Here is a 16,463-nt window from a genome sequence, read left to right on the forward strand (position 1 = left end):
GACGCCCACCGCCGCATCCCACCAGGATGCCCCGCTCCGCGCATGCCCAGGTGAAAATTGACCTCCCCCACCACCGCCGCTGATACCGCGGCCCCCGCGAATCCCCGTTCCCGCGTCATCCTCGCCAGCCTCGTCGGCACGACGATCGAGTTCTACGACTTCTACGTCTACGCGACCGCCGCCGTCCTGGTCTTCCCCCTCCTCTTCTTCCCCACCGGCAACGACACCACGTCGCTGCTGCTGTCGTTCAGCGTGTTCGGCGCCGCGATGGTCGCCCGCCCGCTGGGCGCCGTCGTGTTCGGCCACTTCGGCGACCGCTTCGGCCGCAAGGCCACCCTCGTCGCCTCGCTGCTCACGATGGGTGTCGCGACCTTCCTCATCGGCTGCCTGCCGACGTACAACGAGATCGGCGTATGGGCGGCCGTGCTGCTGCTGGTGCTGCGCCTCGCGCAGGGCTTCGCCCTCGGCGGCGAGTGGTCGGGTGCCGCGCTCGTCGCCACCGAGAACGCCCCGGCGGGCAAGCGCGCCTGGTACGGCACGTTCCCTCAGCTCGGTGCGCCGCTCGGCTTCATCATCGCCAACTCGGTGTTCCTCGCCATCAACTTCCTGCTCCCCCACCCCGACGGGGCCGCCCAGCGCTCGGAGGAGTTCTTGGCGTGGGGCTGGCGCGTGCCGTTCCTCTTCTCGGCGGTCATGGTCATCATCGGCCTGTGGGTGCGACTGCGCCTCGTCGAGTCGGAGACGTTCGTGAAGGCGGAGGAGAAGGGCGCGATCCGCAAGTTCCCGCTCGGCACCGTCATCCGTCACCACTGGTGGCACCTGATCCTCGGCACGTTCATCATGCTGGCGACCTACGTGCTGTTCTACCTGATGACGAACTTCACGCTCGCGTACGGCACCAAGGCCACCCTCGCCGGCGCAGAGGCCGCGGCCGACGCCTCCGGCACCGCGTTCGACGCCGCCACGTATGTGCCAGGGCTCGGCTTCGGGTACACCGACTTCGTGGTCATGCAGATCGTCGGCGTCGTGTTCTTCGGCATCTTCACGCTGCTGTCGGGGCCGATCGCCGACGCGATCGGGCGCCGTCGGCTGCTGCTGTGGGTGACCGGTCTCATCATCGTGTTCGGTCTCACGTTCAACGTCTTCCTGCTGCCGCAGGTCGACCCGAAGTTCACCGGCGCACTCGTGCAGGCGTTCCTCGTGTTCGGCTTCATGCTGATGGGGTCCACCTTCGGCCCGATGGGTGCCGTGCTGCCGGAGCTCTTCCCGACGAACGTGCGGTACTCCGGCTCGGCGATCTCGTACAACGTCTCGTCGATCCTGGGCGCGGCGCTCGCGCCGATCGTCGCGGTGTGGCTGTGGGCCTCCGCCGGCGGCAGCCCCGTGCTGGTCGGGCTCTACCTCTCGGCGATGAGCGTGCTCACGTTCATCGCACTGCTCCTCGCGCCCGAGACGAAGGACATCGACTACGACGCCGACCTCGGCGTCGGGGCGACCGGCTCGCTCTGACCCCGGTCCTCACGACGACGGATGCCGCAGCCCACCCGGGTTGCGGCATCCGTCGTTTCGTGCCCGTGCCTCAGTCGAGGAACAGCGCGCGCAGGCGCTTCGTCGTGAACACGAGGCCGATCGCGATCATGACGACGTAGTACAGCACGTGCCACCACATCTCCGGGGTGAGGATGCCGGTCGTCAGACCGCGCACCAGCTCGACGCCGTGCCACAGCGGGAACGCCATGATGATGTGCTGCACCCACTCGGGGTAGATCGTGATCGGGTAGAGCGTCGCCGAGAACAGGAACATCGGCAGCAGCACGAAGTTGATCCAGTCCATCTGCTGGAAGGTCTTCATGTAGCTGGTGACGGCCATGCCGAGGCTCGCGAACCCGAAGGCGATGAGGAGCACCGCCGGCAGGGCGAGGATCGCGGTCCACGCGAGATTCAGGCCGAGGATCTGCATGATGATCATGAAGCCGGTGGCGTAGAGGAGGCCCCGCAGCAGCGCGTAGAGGATCTCGCCCAGCGCCACGTCGAGGGGCCCGAGCGACGTCGCCAGCATGCCCTCGTAGAGCTTGCCGTAGTTGAGCTTGAAGAAGACGTTCCAGGTGGAGTCGTAGATCGCGCCGTTCATCGCCGAGACGGCGAGCAGGGCCGGAGCGATGAACGCCGCGTACGGCACCTCGATGCCGCTGGAGGTCTGCACGTCGCCGATCAGCGAGCCGAGGCCGATCCCCATCGAGGCGAGGTAGAACACCGGCTCGAAGAAGCCCGACAGCACCACTGCCCAGCTCGAGGAGCGCGCGGCGACCAGCCCGCGCTGCACCACGGACTGCGGGTTGCCCGCCCACAGCGCCCGCACGCCGCCGGTGCGCGTGACCGCGGTCTCGGTTCCTCCCGGTCCCTGAGCCTGTCGAAGGGAGCTCATGCGCCGAGCCTCCTCTGGAAGACGCGTCGGCCGATCATGTACCCGCCGACCGACAGCACGAGCAGGTACCCGACGTGGATCACGATCGCGAACGGATCGGCGGGCATGCCGTAGGTGGCGATGCGGCCGAGCTCGGTGGCGTGCCAGAGCGGCGAGACCCATCCGATCCACTGCAGCCACAGCGGCAGGGTGGCCAGCGGGTAGAACGTGCCCGAGAACAGGAACATCGGCATGAAGATGAAGCGCTGCACGAGCGCGACCTGCCCCTTGTCGTCGGTGATCGACGCGGAATACGCCATGTACGGGATGCCGAACGCGAGGCCCGCGAGCAGTCCGATCGGAATCGTGAGCCAGCCTGTCGCCGGGTCGGGCACCGCCTGGAAGAGCCAGAGGAACAGGTAGTACGCCAGCACGACGACCACGATGCGCGCGGACGCGCCGGTCACGACGCCGCCCGCGATCTGCCCCGGCGAGAGTCCTGTCGCGCTGAAGCCGTAGAAGTAGCGGCGCCACTTGAAGCCCGCGATGACGGGGTACGAGAACTCCTCGGATGCCACCGAGATCGCCGCGGTCATGAGCAGCGCCGGCGCGACGAAGACGAGGTACGACACCTCGACGCCGTTCTGGCTGATCGGCGCGTCGATGAGCGCGGCGAGGCCGACCGCAAGGCCCAGCAGGTAGAGGATCGGCTGCCCGAGAGCGCCGACGACGATGGTCCAGCCGTACGCGCGCATGGCTCGCACCATGTGCTCGGTCACGTACCAGGTGCCGAACGCGCGCGGCTTGCGTCCCCACTGCATCGCCTCGGCGCGCAGCTCGTCGAGCGAGAGCTGCGTGACGGTCGCCGACACGGGCCGGCCGGACGCGCCGGCATCGCCGGACGCGCCGGGTGGCGGCATCCGCGACTCTGCCGGCTCGCCCGACGCGTGGGCGTCTTCGGGAGCCGCGTTCATTCGATCAGCGACCTTCCGGTGAGACGGAGGAAGACGTCTTCGAGGCTGGAGCGGCGTACGAGCGAAGTGATCGGAGTGAGTCCGCGCTGGGTCACGGCCTCGAGCGCCGCCTCGCCGTCCTGGGTGTAGACCAGGATCCGGTCGGGCAGCACCTCGACGCGCTCGCCGATGCCCTCGAGCTGCGGCGCGACCTGCTGGTTGCGATCCGACCCGAAGCGCACCTCGAGCACCTCGCGGCTGGAGTGCTCGCGGATCAGCGAGGCCGGCGTGCCCTCGGCCATGATGCGGCCCTTGTCGACGACGATGAGCCGGTCGCAGAGCTGCTCGGCCTCGTCCATGTAGTGGGTGGTCAGCACGAGCGTCGTGCCGCGCTCCTTGAGGCGGAACAGGCGGTCCCACAGCACGTGGCGCGCCTGCGGGTCGAGGCCCGTGGTCGGCTCGTCGAGGAGCAGGATGCGCGGATCGTTGATCAGGCCCCGCGCGATCGTCAGGCGGCGCTTCATGCCGCCCGAGAGCTGCTCGACCTTGCTCTTCGCCTTGTCTTCGAGCTGCGCGAACGCCAGCAGCTCGTCGGCCTTCTGATGACACACCTTGCCCGGCAGACCGAAGTAGCGACCGTAGATGTAGAGGTTCTCGCGGGCGTTGAGCTCGCCGTCGAGGTTGTCCTGCTGCGGCACCACGCCGAGCCGCGAGCGGATCTCGGGTCCGTACCTGTCGGGGTCGAGACCGAGGATCGACAGCTCACCGCTGCTGCGGGTCGAGACCGCGCCGACCATCTTCATCGTCGTGGACTTGCCGGCACCGTTGGGACCCAGCAGCCCGAACGATTCGCCGGGCGCGACCTCGAACGACAGCCCGTCGACGGCGAGGAAGTCGGGCTTGCCCTTGACCTTGTAGGCCTTGACGAGGTTCTCAGCGGTGATCACGGGGGCAGGCACCGCACCACCCTAACTCCCCGCTCCGACACCGCACAGCGCCCCGGCAGCGCACGGATGTCAATGCGAGTTGACACTGCATCGGGTGTCAACTACGGTTGACGAACGGATGCCGCGGCCCGCGGCATCCGTGATCGTCAGCTCATCTCGGATGGGCGGTCCCGCACGAAAGGCGACGCGATGAGCGGAGACGACCTGCGCACCCTGATCGGCGCATCGGACGCACGCGAGCCGCTGGCCGAGCTGCACCGCCTCGCCGAGGTGCGCGTGGAACTCGCGCGCGCCGAAGAGGTGCAGGTGCGCCGGGCGCGCAACCTCGGATTCTCGTGGCAGGCGATCGCGAGCGCCCTGGGCGTGAGCAGACAGGCCGTCCACAAGAAGTACGGTCGAAGGTAAGCCCCCTTTCACGAACGAGGTACACCCATGCCCTCCGCCGAACTCGACGAAGCCCCCGCCACAGCCGCAGCCGCGGCCGCAGCACCCCGCCCGCCGCGCGGACGCGCGCGCCGCGGCAAGCCCGAGGAGGGCCCGCGCGCGAGCTTCGGCCAGCTGCTCCCCTACCTCTTCGAGCACAAGCGCACGCTCGCCGTGGTGGTGGTGCTCAGCATCCTGAGCGCCGGCGCGTCGCTGGTCCAGCCGCTCCTCGTGGGCGAGGTCATCACGCGTGTTCAGGAGAACCTCGACCTCGGCGTCCTGATCTGGGCGCTCGTCGGCTTCGTGCTGCTCTCGTCGCTTATCTCCGGCTGGCAGCACTATCTGCTGCAGCGCACCGGCACCGCCGTCGTGTACTCCAGCCGGCGCCGGCTCATCGCCCGCATCCTGCACCTGCCGATCAGCGAGTTCGACGCGCGGCGCACCGGCGACATCGTCTCGCGCGTCGGCAGCGACACCACGCTCCTGTATGCGGCGCTCACCCAGGGCCTGGCCGACTCCATCGGCAACGCACTGCTGTTCGCCGGCGCGCTGATCGCGATGGCCGTCATCGACCCGGTGCTGCTCGCCATCATCGTCGTGGTGATCGGCGTCTCAGTGCTGGGCGTGGTGGCCCTGAGCGGCCGCATCCGCACCGCCTCGACCGAGCAGCAGGAGAAGGTGGGCGCGCTCGCGTCGGGCGTCGAACGCGCCGTGGGCTCGATCCGCACGGTGCGTGCATCCGGCGCGACGACGCGCGAGGTCGACGCGGTCACCGCTCAGGCGACGGATGCCTATACCGTCGGCATCCGCATCGCGAAGGTGTCGGCGCTGGTCGTGCCGATCGCGGGCATCGCTCTGCAGGTGTCGCTGCTCGTCGTCATCGGCCTCGGCGGCTTCCGCGTCGCCACCGGCGCGCTGTCGATCGCGAGCCTGGTGACCTTCATCATGTTCCTCTTCATGCTCATCGCGCCGCTCGGCTCGTTCTTCGGCGCGATCACCTCGGTGAACCAGGCGCTCGGCGCCCTGGGCCGCATCCAGGAGGTGCTGGACCTGCCGACCGAGTCGCAGGACGACGCCGCCATCGCCGCGGCCCTTCGACAGGCTCAGGGACCGGAGTCGGTCGCCGGGCAGAACCCGGTCGCCCGGCAGAACCCGGTCGCCGGGCAGAGCCCGGTCGCTGAGCAGAACCCGGTCGCTGAGCTTGTCGAAGCGCCGGCGATCGAGTTCCGCGACGTGCGGTTCCACTACCCCGAGAACGTCGTCGAGGCGCGTCGGAAGGCCGAATCCGAGGCGCGCGCCGTGCTCGAGAACGCCCACGTCGACACGTCCGCGATCGCACTCGGCGACGAGCCGGCCGCTGCGCAGACGGAGGCACGGACGGATGCCGCGGCATCCGTCTCCGCAGCCGCCGATGTGCTGCGCGGTGTGTCGTTCTCGGTGCCACGCGGCGCGCGCGTCGCGCTGGTCGGTCCGTCGGGTGCCGGCAAGAGCACGACCCTCGCCCTCATCGAGCGCTTCTACGACCCGACCGGCGGCGCGATCCTGCTGGACGGCACCGACGTGCGCGCGCTCGACCGCGACGCGCTGCGCGCACAGCTCGGCTACGTCGAGCAGGACGCCCCGACGCTGGCCGGGACGATCGGCGACAATCTGCGGCTGGCCTCGCCCGAGGCATCCGATGCGGAGTGCGAAGCCGTGCTGCGCGCGGTGAACCTCGGCGAGGTGCTGGACCGCAACCCCCTCGGCGTCGACGCCCCCGTCGGCGAGTCGGGTGTCATGCTCTCGGGCGGCGAGCGGCAGCGCCTCGCGATCGCCCGGGCGCTGCTGGCCGCTCCCCCGATCCTGCTGCTCGACGAGTCGACCTCGTCGCTCGACGGCCTGAACGAGCAGCGCATGCGCGAGGCGATCGACGCTGTCGCAGCCGGCCGCACGCTCATCGTGATCGCCCACCGCCTGTCGACCGTCGTCGACAGCGACCACATCGTCGTGATGGACCACGGCCAGGTCGTCGGCCAGGGCACGCACTCCGAGCTGGTGCAGACCACGCCGCTGTACCGCGATCTCGCGAAGCACCAGCTCCTCGTCTGAGCGCGTTCGGCCGGCCAGGCGCGGGCGTCAGCGCAAGGCGACGGGGAAGAGCTCCGTGCGGGCGATGACGCGGTCGCGCTCGGCGGCGTTCGCGGTGCGGCGAGGGTCGGCCAGGTACGCGTCGAGGGCCGCCTGGTTCGGGATGCGGTACACCTGCGTCTCGAGGGGCCGGCCCTGCGCGCCGTCCCCGATGGCGCGCAGCTCGAGCTCGATGCCCTGGTCGGGCAGCAGGGCGAGCACGCCGTCCTCGTAGGCGACGAGCGCCTCCTCGGTGCCGGGGTGGGCCCACGCAGGCAGCACAGGGTGATCTCGGAATCGGCCATACGCGTCATCCTCCCACCGCCGTCGCGTTCGCCCGAACTGCGATCCGCGGCTCCACGGGAACTTGCCGTTCGACTGCCCGAACTATCGCGCGGGCGGACACGCGGCGAGCGGTGAGCAGGCGGGGATCCCCAGAGGCAGAGGGATGAAGGATGCCCCGGCCCGCCGCACAGGTGGGGCCGGGGCATCCGCTACGCCCGGTCGGCCCGAAGAGCCGCGGGTCGTGCAGGCGCCCGCCCTTTCTGCCAAGAAGAGCGGCGGGCGCCGGTCTGGGGTCAGCCGCGCGAGCGGGAGCTCACGCCCGCTGCAAGCGGTAGCGCAGCGCGGCCAGCTCGGCCCAGAGCGGAGCCGGCACGCGGCCCTCGAAGGTCCGGTAGAACTCCTCGGTGAGCTCGGCCTCCTGCAGCCACAGCTGCGGGTCGACGGCGAACAGCTCGTCGAGGTCTTCCTGCGTGACGTCCAGGCCCTCGAGGTCGAGGTCCTCGGCACGTGGAAGGCGGCCGATCGGGCTCTCGACGGCGCCGACCTCGCCCTCGATACGACGGATGATCCAGTCGATCACGCGCGAGTTGTCACCGAAGCCCGGCCACAGGAAGCGCCCGTCCGTGCCCTTGCGGAACCAGTTGACCTGGAACACGCGCGGCGCGCGGTCGAACCGCAGCTTCTGACCGACCTTGAGCCAGTGGGCGAAGTAGTCGGCCATGTTGTAGCCGCAGAACGGCAGCATCGCGAACGGGTCGCGGCGAAGCTCGCCGACCTCACCCTCGGCCGCCGCGGTGCGCTCCGACGAGACGTTCGAGCCTATGAACACGCCGTGCGTCCAGTCCGTCGCCTCGACGACCAGCGGCACGTTGGTGGCGCGGCGCCCGCCGAACAGGATGGCGTCCAGCGGCACGCCCTGCGGCGCATCCCAGTCGTCGGCGATCTGCGGGCACTGGGCTGCGGCGACGGTGAAGCGCGAGTTCGGGTGGGCGGCGGGACGACCGGATGCCGGGGTCCAGGGGTTGCCCTCCCAGTCAGTGAGCTCCGCCGGCGGCTGGTCGGTCAGGCCCTCCCACCAGACGTCGCCGTCGGGACGCAGCGCGACGTTGGTGAAGATCGTGTTGCCCCACAGGGTCTCCACGGCGGTCACGTTGGTGGAGGCGCCGGTGCCCGGCGCGACGCCGAAGAACCCGGCCTCGGGGTTGATCGCCCAGAGGCGCCCGTCCTCACCCGGCCGCAGCCACGCGATGTCGTCGCCGAGCGTCTCGACGCGCCAGCCGGGGATGGTGGGCCGGAGCATCGCGAGATTCGTCTTCCCACAGGCCGAGGGGAAGGCGGCAGCCAGGTGGTACGCGCGTCCGGCGGGGTCGATCACACGGATGAGGAGCATGTGCTCGGCGAGCCAGCCCTCGTTCCGGCCGATCACCGAGGCGATGCGAAGGGCGAAGCACTTCTTCGCGAGGATCGCGTTGCCGCCGTAGCCCGACCCGTACGACCACACTTCGAGGGTGTCGGGGAAGTGCACGATGTACTTCTCGTCATTGCACGGCCAGGCGACGTCCTGCTCCCCCGGCTGGAGCGGCGCGCCGACGGAGTGCACGGTCTTGACCCACGGCGCACCGGCGGCGATCTCGCGCAGCACGTCGGTGCCGACGCGCGTCATGATGCCGATCGAGGTGACGGCGTAGGCGCTGTCGGTCACCTGCACGCCGATGTGCGACAGCGGACCGCCGACCGGGCCCATCGAGAACGGCACGACGTACATCGTGCGGCCGGCCATCGATCCCTCGAACAGCGGCGTGATGGTGGCGCGGATCTCGTCGGGTGCCGCCCAGTTGTTCGTCGGGCCCGCGTCCTCCTCGCGCTCGGAGGCGATGAACGTGCGCGCCTCGGTGCGGGCCACGTCGCTCGGGTGCGAGCGGGCGAGGTAGGAGCCCGGGCGCCACTCGGGGTTGAGCTTGATGAGCTTTCCCTCGTCGACCATCTCACGCAGCAGCGCGTCGTTCTCGGCGCGGGAGCCCTCGACCCAGTGCACGCGGGCGGGCCGGGTGAGAGCGGCGATCTCGTCGACCCAGGCGCGCAACGCGACCATGCCCTCCCCCTGGACGGTCGGCAGTTCGCCATACGTCCGCGCGCTCGTCGAAGCGGCAGCGGGACGCGTGGGGGCGGAGCCTTCGGTCCGGGTGAAGATGTCGGCAAGGGCCATGGTGTCGCTCCTCGTTGATTCGACCGTCAGACGGTTCAGACGATGCAGATTCGTGCTCTTCCTCTACTTTCGACTGTGATGGATGCCTCTTCCCACGAAATCACGTGTCAAAAGTCGCGATTCTTTCGCTAGCATCAAGGAATGCCGCCGACCTCGCTGGAACTGTCCACCCTGGGCCACCGCATCCGTCATCAGCGCCTCGCACACGGCTACACGCTGGACGAGCTGGGGGCCGTGGTCGGCGTCGCGGGCAGCCAGCTGAGCCTCATCGAGAACGGCAAGCGCGAGCCGAAGCTGTCGCTGCTGCAGGCGATCGCGACGGCGACGGGCGTCGACGTGGGCGACCTGCTGTCGACCGAGCCGCCGAATCGGCGGGCGGCGCTCGAGATCGAGCTCGAGCGCGCGCAGACCAGTTCGGTCTTCCGTCAGCTGGGCGTCCCGCCGATCAAGGTCTCCAAGGGCATGAGCGACGACACGATCGAGTCCATCCTCGGCCTCCACCGTGAGCTGCAGCGTCGCGAGCGCGAGGCGATCGCCACCCCGGAGGAGGCGCGACGGGCCAACACCGAGCTGCGGCTCATGATGCGCGAGCGCGACAACTACCTGCCCGACATCGAGAAGCTCGCCGAGAAGCAGCTGAAGTCGGCCGGGCACGTGTCGGGCGCTCTCACCCACCGCACCGTGAGCATCATGGCCGAGAAGCTCGGCTTCGAGCTGCTCTACGTCAACGATCTGCCGCACTCGACCCGTTCGGTGACCGACCTCGAGCACGGCCGGATCTATCTGCCTCCGGCATCCATCCCCGGCGGTCACGGCCTGCGGTCGATGGCGCTGCAGGCGATGGCGCACCGCCTCCTCGGCCACAAGCGGCCGACGGACTACGCCGACTTCCTGCAGCAGCGCCTCGAGATCAACTACTACGCCGCATGCTGCCTCATGCCGGAGACCGCGTCCGTGGCGTTCCTGCAGCAGGCCAAGAAGGACCGCAACCTCGCCGTCGAGGACTTCCGCGATGCGTTCGGCGTGACGCACGAGGCGGCGGGCATGCGCCTGACCAACCTGGCCACCGAGCATCTCGGCATCCGCCTTCACTTCCTCCGGGTCGATGGGTCGGGCGCCATCACCCGGGTGTACGAGAACGACGACCTGCCCCTGCCGATGGACGTGACCGGCGCGGTCGATGGACAGATCGCGTGCCGCAAGTTCTCCGCACGCGCCGCCTTCTCGGAGCAGAACCGCACCACCGAGCACTACCAGTACACCGACACCCCCGCCGGCACGTTCTGGTGCTCTACCCAGACCGGCACGACCTCGGCCGGCGAGTTCTCGATCACCGTCGGAGTGCCGTTCGACGACGCACGCTGGTTCCGTGGACGCGAGACGCAGAAGCGCGCCACGTCGACCTGTCCCGATGAGTCGTGCTGCCGCCGCGTCGCGTCCGACGTCTCGGAGCGGTGGTCGGGCAAGGCCTGGCCGAGCGCGCGCGTGCACATGCAGATGTTCTCGCCGCTCCCGCGCGGCGCGTTCCCCGGCGTCGACGACAACGAGGTCTACGACTTCCTCGACCGCCACGCGTGACCGGCGGCGGGCTGACCGTCAGCCCCGAGCGCCCGGACGTGTGTGGGACCATTCGCGCGCATGCCGCGCTCTGCTACGTTCGGACTTGTGCGTTCGTTCGTTCGCACTGCACACACAGAGGGGCCGACGACGAGCATGGTCGCAGCCGCACGACACGATGCCATCCTGCGCGAACTCGAGCTGCGCGGGTCGCTGCAGAACGCCGCGTTCGCCCAGCGCCTGGGCGTCTCCGCGATGACGCTCCGTCGGGACCTGCTGGAGCTCGAGGCGCGCGGACTCGTCGTGCGCGTGCACGGCGGGGCGACGTCCCCCGCGGTGGCGGCGCAGCAGGAGCGCGCGGGAGCCGACCGCGGACCGGTCGTCTCGCGCCCCGTCGCCACGATCGGGATGATCGTGCCGACGGCGAACTACTACTTCCCCGAGGTCATCCGAGGCGCCAGCCAGGCGGCGCGCGAGCTCAACTGCCGTCTGGTGGTGGGCGCGACCAACTACTCGCCGGACGAGGAGCTGCGTCAGGCCGAACGGCTGATCGCGGGGGGCGTCGATGCACTGATGATCACGCCGCACGATGCGATCCGGGACGAGGTGTCGCCCCTGCGCGACCTGCTCGAGTCCGCGCGGATCCCGGTCGTCCTCGTCGAACGCTCCGTCGAGGAGAGCACAGCGGGAAGGTTCGAGTGGGTGCGATCCGACCACGTCTACGGCGCCGAGATGGCGGTGCGCCACCTCATGGATCAGGGGCACCGCCGGATCGCGCTCGCCGCGAGGCCCGCCGCGACGGTCGCGAGTCTGCAGGAGGGGTTCGACCGTGCGATGCGCCGGCTCAACGGCGACGGCTACGCACTGCGCCGCGACCTGACGACCCCCCGCATCGGCGAGAACGTCACGATCGCCGAGCTGAACTGCCTGCTCGACGACTGCCAGGAACAGCAGGTCACCGCCGCCGTGATCCTGGGCGACGCGGACTCGATGGCGTTCACCGACCTGGTCATCGAGCGAGGGCTGCGCATTCCCGACGATTTCGCCGTCGTCGCCTACGACGATGAGATCTCGGCGCTGGCCGCCGTGCCGCTGACCGCTGTCGCGCCGCCGAAGCACGAGCTCGGCCACGCCGCGGTGCGGCTGTGCGTCGACCGCCTCCGCCAGCCGGAGGGGTCCCCGCACACGATCGTGCGGATGACCCTTCTGCCGAGCCTGGTCGTGCGGGAGTCCACCGTCCGCACATGATCCACGTGTGCGCTTTTGTGCGTTTGAGCGCATTCGGCTAGGCGACGAGGCCGAGGCAGAGGAGGATCGGCTCGCACGGTTTGAAGATTCGAAGGAGAACCCGATCATGTCCCTGCGTCGAACCACACTCACCGCCGTCGCGCTGCTGAGCGCGGGGGTGCTCATCGCCGGCTGCTCGTCCGCCGACCCCGAGCCCGCAGCATCCACGCCTTCGGGCCCCGTCACCGGCGACATCACCTTCTGGTCCTCGCTGAGCGGCATGGCCGACGTCGCGGCCGCATTCAACGCCAGCCAGGACGACATCACCGTGACATTCGAGGAGATCCCCAACGGCGCGAACGGCGGGTACACCAAGCTCTCCGCCGCGATCGAGTCGGGCACCGGCCCCGACGTCGCCGGCATCGAATACGACCGGCTCCCTGGCTTCGTAGCCTCGGATCAGCTCGTCGCCGTCGACGACCTGGTCGCCGATGACGTACTCGAGGCCTACGACCCGCAGGTGCGTGATCTGGTCAGCTTCGCGGAGTCGTCCTACGCGCTCCCCTACGACGCACCGCCGCTGGTGATGTGGTACCGCCAGGACGTCCTGGAGGCTGCCGGCGTCGAGGTGCCGACGACCTGGGACGAGTTCGAAGATGCCGCGCGCGCGGTCAAGACCGCGAATCCCGCCGCGTACCTCACGAGCTTCTTCACCAACGAGCCGCAGCTGGCACCGCTGTCGTGGCAGGCCGGCGCCCAGTGGTTCAGCGTGGACGACGACCAGTGGAAGGTCGACATCGACGGAAAGCAGTCCGTGAAGGTCGCCGACTACTGGCAGCGGCTGATCGACGAGGACCTCGTGAAGCCTCAGCTCGGCTTCAGCGACGAGTGGACCGCCGACCTCGCCGGCGGCGTCGTCAACGGCTGGGTCGGCGGCTCATGGAGCGCCTCCGGGCTGAAGACCCGCACCGAAGGCGCCGGCCAGGCCGGCAAGTGGATCGCGGCGGTACCGCCGACGTGGGATGGCAAGCCCAGCGGCGCCCTGAGCGGCGGCACGAGCTTCGCCATCACCGAGAACACCGACAACGCGGCGGCCGCCGCAGTCTTCCTGCAGTGGCTGACCACGACACCCGAGGCCGTCGAGGCGCGCGGCGCCGTGGGGACCGCCTACCTCGCGTATCCGGGTCTGAACGACGCCGCGGCATCCGTCGCTCCGGTCGACTACTACGCGAACGACATCTACGCGGTCTTCGACGACGCGTCCGAGAACCTCGGCCCGTGGGCATGGGGTCCGAGCTACGACATCACCAGCACCGCGCTGAAGGATGCCGTGGCCACCAGCCCGACGCTCGGCGACGCGCTCGAGCAGACCCAGACCGCGACCGTCGACGGTCTCGAGGCGCTCGGCCTCGAGATCTCCGAGTAATCCCGCAGGACCCCGGCCGGGCGGGCGCGCCCGCCCGGCCGGGGTCCCCTCTCGAAGGGTTCCGCTCATGGCGCTCCAGACTCGCTCCGGCCGCTCCGCGACCCGCCGGCGGAGCATCCCGGGAACGGGTGGCCGATCCGCGGCGATCTTCCTGATCCCGTTCTTCACGCTCTTCGCGATCACGATGATCGCCCCCGTCGTCTACGCGATCGGGCTGAGCCTGTTCGCCGAGAAGCGCAGCGGCCTCGGCTTCGGCGACGCGAGGGTCGACTTCGTCGGCGTCGGCAACTACCTCGATGTCCTGTCGAACCGCACGTTCCTCGAAGGCTTCGGACGCCTCGCGATCTACTGCGTCCTGTATGTGCCGACGCTGCTGATCACCGCGCTGGTGCTCGCGCTGCTGCTCGACGCCGCCGTCACCTATGCCCGGCGGGCGTTCCAGCTGCTGCTCTTCCTGCCCCACGCGGTCCCCGGTGTGATCGCCGCGCTCATCTGGGCGTACCTCTACACGCCCGGGGTGAGCCCGATCGTCAAGGCACTGGCCTCAGGCGGGATCGAGATCGACTTCCTCTCGGTGGAGCTGGTGCTTCCCTCGATGGTGAACATCGCCGTGTGGGAGTGGGCGGGCTACAACGTCATCATCCTGTTCACCGCCCTGCAGACCGTGCCCCGCGAGATCCTGGAGGCTGCCCGTGTCGACGGCGCCGGAGAGATCCGCACCGCCTTCTCGATCAAGACGCCGCTGGTGTGGCCGGCGCTGGGCGTCGCGCTGCTGTTCACCGTCATCGGCTCGCTGCAGCTGTTCACCGAGCCCAAGATCCTCTCGTCGGCGACGACCGCCGTCACCAGCACCTGGGTCCCGAACATGTGGGCCTACGACGCCGCCTTCAACCGCAACAACCTCCCCCAGGCCGCGGCCGCCTCCATCATCCTCGCGCTCCTCGCGGGTGTGCTGTCGTGGGCCGTCACCCGATTCACTTCGAAGGAGCGCACGCGATGAGCGCCGTCCTCGCCACGCCGCCGACGCCTCAGGTCGCGGCATCCGCTCCTCTGCGCTCGCCGGCGCAGCCGCCGCGGACCCGCAGGAAGATCCTCCGCCGCCTCCCCGCGATCGCGGGCGTGAACGGGCTGCTGCTCGTCGGCTGCGCCTACATGATCCTGCCGCTGCTGTGGCTCGTGTTCGCGGCGACGAAGGACGCGACCGGCCTCTACTCGGGCGACGTCTTCGTGTTCGGCGGCGCGTTCCTGGCCAACATGGAGCAGCTGTTCACGCAGGACGGCGGCATCTTCGTACGCTGGCTCGTCAACAGCATCCTGTACGCCGGCATCGGCGCCGTGGTCGGCGGGTTCATCGCTCTGATGGCCGGGTATGCGTTCGACAAGTTCGAATTCCGCGGCAAAGGCACCTGGTACGGCGCGGTGCTGGTGGGCGTGCTCATCCCGAACACCGCCACGGTCATCCCGCTGTACCTGCTCGCGGCCTCCGTCGGCCTCACCAACACGATCTGGGCCGTGGTGATCCCGACCCTCTGCAACCCGTTCAGCGTCTACCTCGCCCGCGTGTTCAGCGCCGGCTACATCCCGGACGAGACCCTCGAAGCAGCGCGCGTCGACGGCGCGGGGACCGTGCGCACGTTCCTGCGGATCGGGCTTCCGATGCTGACGCCCGGATTCGTCACGATCGCCCTCTTCCAGTTCGTGGGCATCTGGAACAACTTCATGCTGCCGCTGATCATGCTGCAGAACCGCGACCTCTTCCCCTCGAGCGTCGGCATCGCGCTGTGGCAGAGCCAGGTGCAGCAGAACCCCGAGTTCTCGACGCTGGTGATCGCCGGGTCGTTCATCTCGATCCTGCCGCTCGTCATCGCGTTCGTGATGCTGCAGCGCTTCTGGCGGTCGGGGCTGTCGGCGGGAAGCGTCAAGTGAGCGGCCGCAAGCGGATCGCCTTCGCCATGGCCGAGTCGGTGCGGGCACGCATGTACCCGCCGGCGCGCGTGGCCGAGTTCGCGGAGGTCGCGGACGTCGCGGGCTTCCTGCACGAGTTCCGATCGGATGCCGCGCGAGACGTGCTGGCAGACGTCGAGGTGCTCGTCACCGGCTGGGGTGCGCCTGAGATCGATGCCGACGCCCTGCAGGCCGCGCCGAAGCTGGCGGCCATCCTGCACTCCGCGGGCTCGGTCAAGCCCTATCTCACCGAGGACGTGCTGGCACGGGGCATCCGTGTCAGTTCCGCGGCTGCGGCCAACGCGATCCCGGTCGCTGAGTACACCGTTGCGATGATCGTCCTGGCGGGCAAGGCCGTGCTGCCGATCGCCGCCCGCTATCGCGAGCTGCAGGACGACGTGCAGCCGGACGCCGATTTTCCCGACATGGGCAACTTCCGCAAGCGAGTCGGCATCGTCGGAGCCTCGACCATCGGCCGCCGGGTCATCGAGCTCCTGCGCTCGTACTCCTTCGAGGTCGTCGCGTACGACCCGTTCCTGTCGGTGACGGATGCTGCAGCCCTCGGCGTGACGCCCCTCGAGCTGGACGAGCTCCTCGCCACCTCGGATGTCGTCTCAGTGCACGCCCCCTCGCTGCCCGAGACGGACAACATGATCGACGCACGGCGCATCGCGCTGCTGCGCGACGGCGCGACCCTCATCAACACGGCGCGTGGCGAGATCATCGATCAGGATGCTTTGACCGCACGGGTCGTGGACGGCGAACTGTACGCCGTGCTCGACGTCACCGTTCCCGAAGTGCTTCCGCCCGGTCATCCGCTGTACACGTCGGACCGCGTGCTGCTCACACCCCACATCGCGGGGTCGCTGGGCACCGAACTCGGCCGGCTGGCCGCCTCGGTCCTGGAAGAACTGCGACGCCTGACCACGGGCCGACCGCTCGCTCACGAGCTCGCCCCCGAGCGCTACGCCATCACCGCCTGACC

14 protein-coding genes are annotated in these 16,463 nt (G+C 69.5%); 9 read left to right on the top strand and 5 right to left on the bottom strand.

Features of this window, described 5'->3' with window-relative positions:
• The first annotated feature begins 57 nt into the window (after positions 1-57).
• Positions 58-1,509 carry an MFS transporter gene (locus NCG93_RS11505; protein WP_194414185.1) on the top strand — a complete coding sequence of 484 codons (1,452 nt, stop codon included), beginning with the start codon at positions 58-60 and terminating at the stop codon, positions 1,507-1,509.
• Positions 1,510-1,579: 70 nt separating this feature from the next.
• Here the strand turns inward: NCG93_RS11505 and NCG93_RS11510 are convergent, their stop codons facing one another.
• Genes NCG93_RS11510 through NCG93_RS11520 form a run of 3 tightly spaced genes read right to left on the bottom strand, consistent with a single transcriptional unit; the run spans position 1,580 to position 4,316 of the window.
• A complete protein-coding gene (locus tag NCG93_RS11510; protein ID WP_194414186.1) occupies positions 1,580-2,425 on the bottom strand; it encodes an ABC transporter permease in 846 nt (281 codons plus the stop codon).
• Positions 2,422-3,378, bottom strand: a complete 957-nt coding sequence (locus tag NCG93_RS11515; RefSeq protein WP_372495979.1) for an ABC transporter permease — start codon at positions 3,376-3,378, stop codon at positions 2,422-2,424. Before NCG93_RS11515 ends, NCG93_RS11510 begins: the two co-directional genes overlap by 4 nt.
• Positions 3,375-4,316 (bottom strand): ABC transporter ATP-binding protein, encoded by a 942-nt coding sequence (locus NCG93_RS11520; RefSeq protein WP_194414187.1) that lies wholly within the window; start codon positions 4,314-4,316, stop codon positions 3,375-3,377. Before NCG93_RS11520 ends, NCG93_RS11515 begins: the two co-directional genes overlap by 4 nt.
• Positions 4,317-4,493: 177 nt before the next feature.
• On the opposite strand from NCG93_RS11520, the gene NCG93_RS11525 reads away from it, so the two are divergent.
• Complete coding sequence (locus NCG93_RS11525) at positions 4,494-4,709, top strand: AsnC family protein (protein ID WP_194414188.1); 216 nt, start codon at positions 4,494-4,496, stop codon at positions 4,707-4,709.
• Between the two features lie 27 nt (positions 4,710-4,736).
• The gene (locus tag NCG93_RS11530; protein WP_194414189.1) at positions 4,737-6,815 is read left to right on the top strand and encodes an ABC transporter ATP-binding protein; all 2,079 of its coding nucleotides are present in this window, start codon (positions 4,737-4,739) and stop codon (positions 6,813-6,815) included.
• A 27-nt stretch (positions 6,816-6,842) separates the two neighbouring features.
• Here the strand turns inward: NCG93_RS11530 and NCG93_RS11535 are convergent, their stop codons facing one another.
• Both NCG93_RS11535 and NCG93_RS11540 read right to left on the bottom strand, forming a co-directional pair.
• Positions 6,843-7,115, bottom strand: coding sequence for a hypothetical protein (locus NCG93_RS11535; protein WP_252787525.1), 273 nt, complete (start codon positions 7,113-7,115; stop codon positions 6,843-6,845).
• A gap of 316 nt (positions 7,116-7,431) precedes the next feature.
• Entirely contained in the window at positions 7,432-9,324 is a 1,893-nt protein-coding gene (locus tag NCG93_RS11540; RefSeq protein ID WP_194414190.1) for a phosphoenolpyruvate carboxykinase (GTP), read from the bottom strand.
• A 141-nt stretch (positions 9,325-9,465) separates the two neighbouring features.
• On the opposite strand from NCG93_RS11540, the gene NCG93_RS11545 reads away from it, so the two are divergent.
• From NCG93_RS11545 to NCG93_RS11570, 6 genes are all read left to right on the top strand, one after another.
• Positions 9,466-10,902: an XRE family transcriptional regulator gene (locus NCG93_RS11545; protein ID WP_194414191.1), complete on the top strand. Its 1,437-nt coding sequence runs from the start codon at positions 9,466-9,468 to the stop codon at positions 10,900-10,902.
• A gap of 135 nt (positions 10,903-11,037) precedes the next feature.
• Positions 11,038-12,129, top strand: coding sequence for a substrate-binding domain-containing protein (locus NCG93_RS11550; protein ID WP_194414192.1), 1,092 nt, complete (start codon positions 11,038-11,040; stop codon positions 12,127-12,129).
• 106 nt (positions 12,130-12,235) lie between these two features.
• On the top strand, positions 12,236-13,534 hold the full coding sequence (locus NCG93_RS11555; protein ID WP_194414193.1) for an ABC transporter substrate-binding protein: 1,299 nt from the start codon (positions 12,236-12,238) through the stop codon (positions 13,532-13,534).
• A 67-nt stretch (positions 13,535-13,601) separates the two neighbouring features.
• The gene (locus NCG93_RS11560) at positions 13,602-14,534 is read left to right on the top strand and encodes a carbohydrate ABC transporter permease (RefSeq protein ID WP_194414194.1); all 933 of its coding nucleotides are present in this window, start codon (positions 13,602-13,604) and stop codon (positions 14,532-14,534) included.
• Positions 14,531-15,460: a carbohydrate ABC transporter permease gene (locus NCG93_RS20120; RefSeq protein WP_194414195.1), complete on the top strand. Its 930-nt coding sequence runs from the start codon at positions 14,531-14,533 to the stop codon at positions 15,458-15,460. The genes NCG93_RS11560 and NCG93_RS20120 overlap by 4 nt, the downstream gene beginning before the upstream one ends.
• A complete protein-coding gene (locus NCG93_RS11570; protein WP_252787526.1) occupies positions 15,457-16,461 on the top strand; it encodes a hydroxyacid dehydrogenase in 1,005 nt (334 codons plus the stop codon). The genes NCG93_RS20120 and NCG93_RS11570 overlap by 4 nt, the downstream gene beginning before the upstream one ends.
• Positions 16,462-16,463: the final 2 nt, after the last annotated feature.

Source organism: Microbacterium yannicii, assembly GCF_024055635.1.
In the GTDB taxonomy this organism is placed as follows: Bacteria; Actinomycetota; Actinomycetes; order Actinomycetales; family Microbacteriaceae; genus Microbacterium; species Microbacterium yannicii.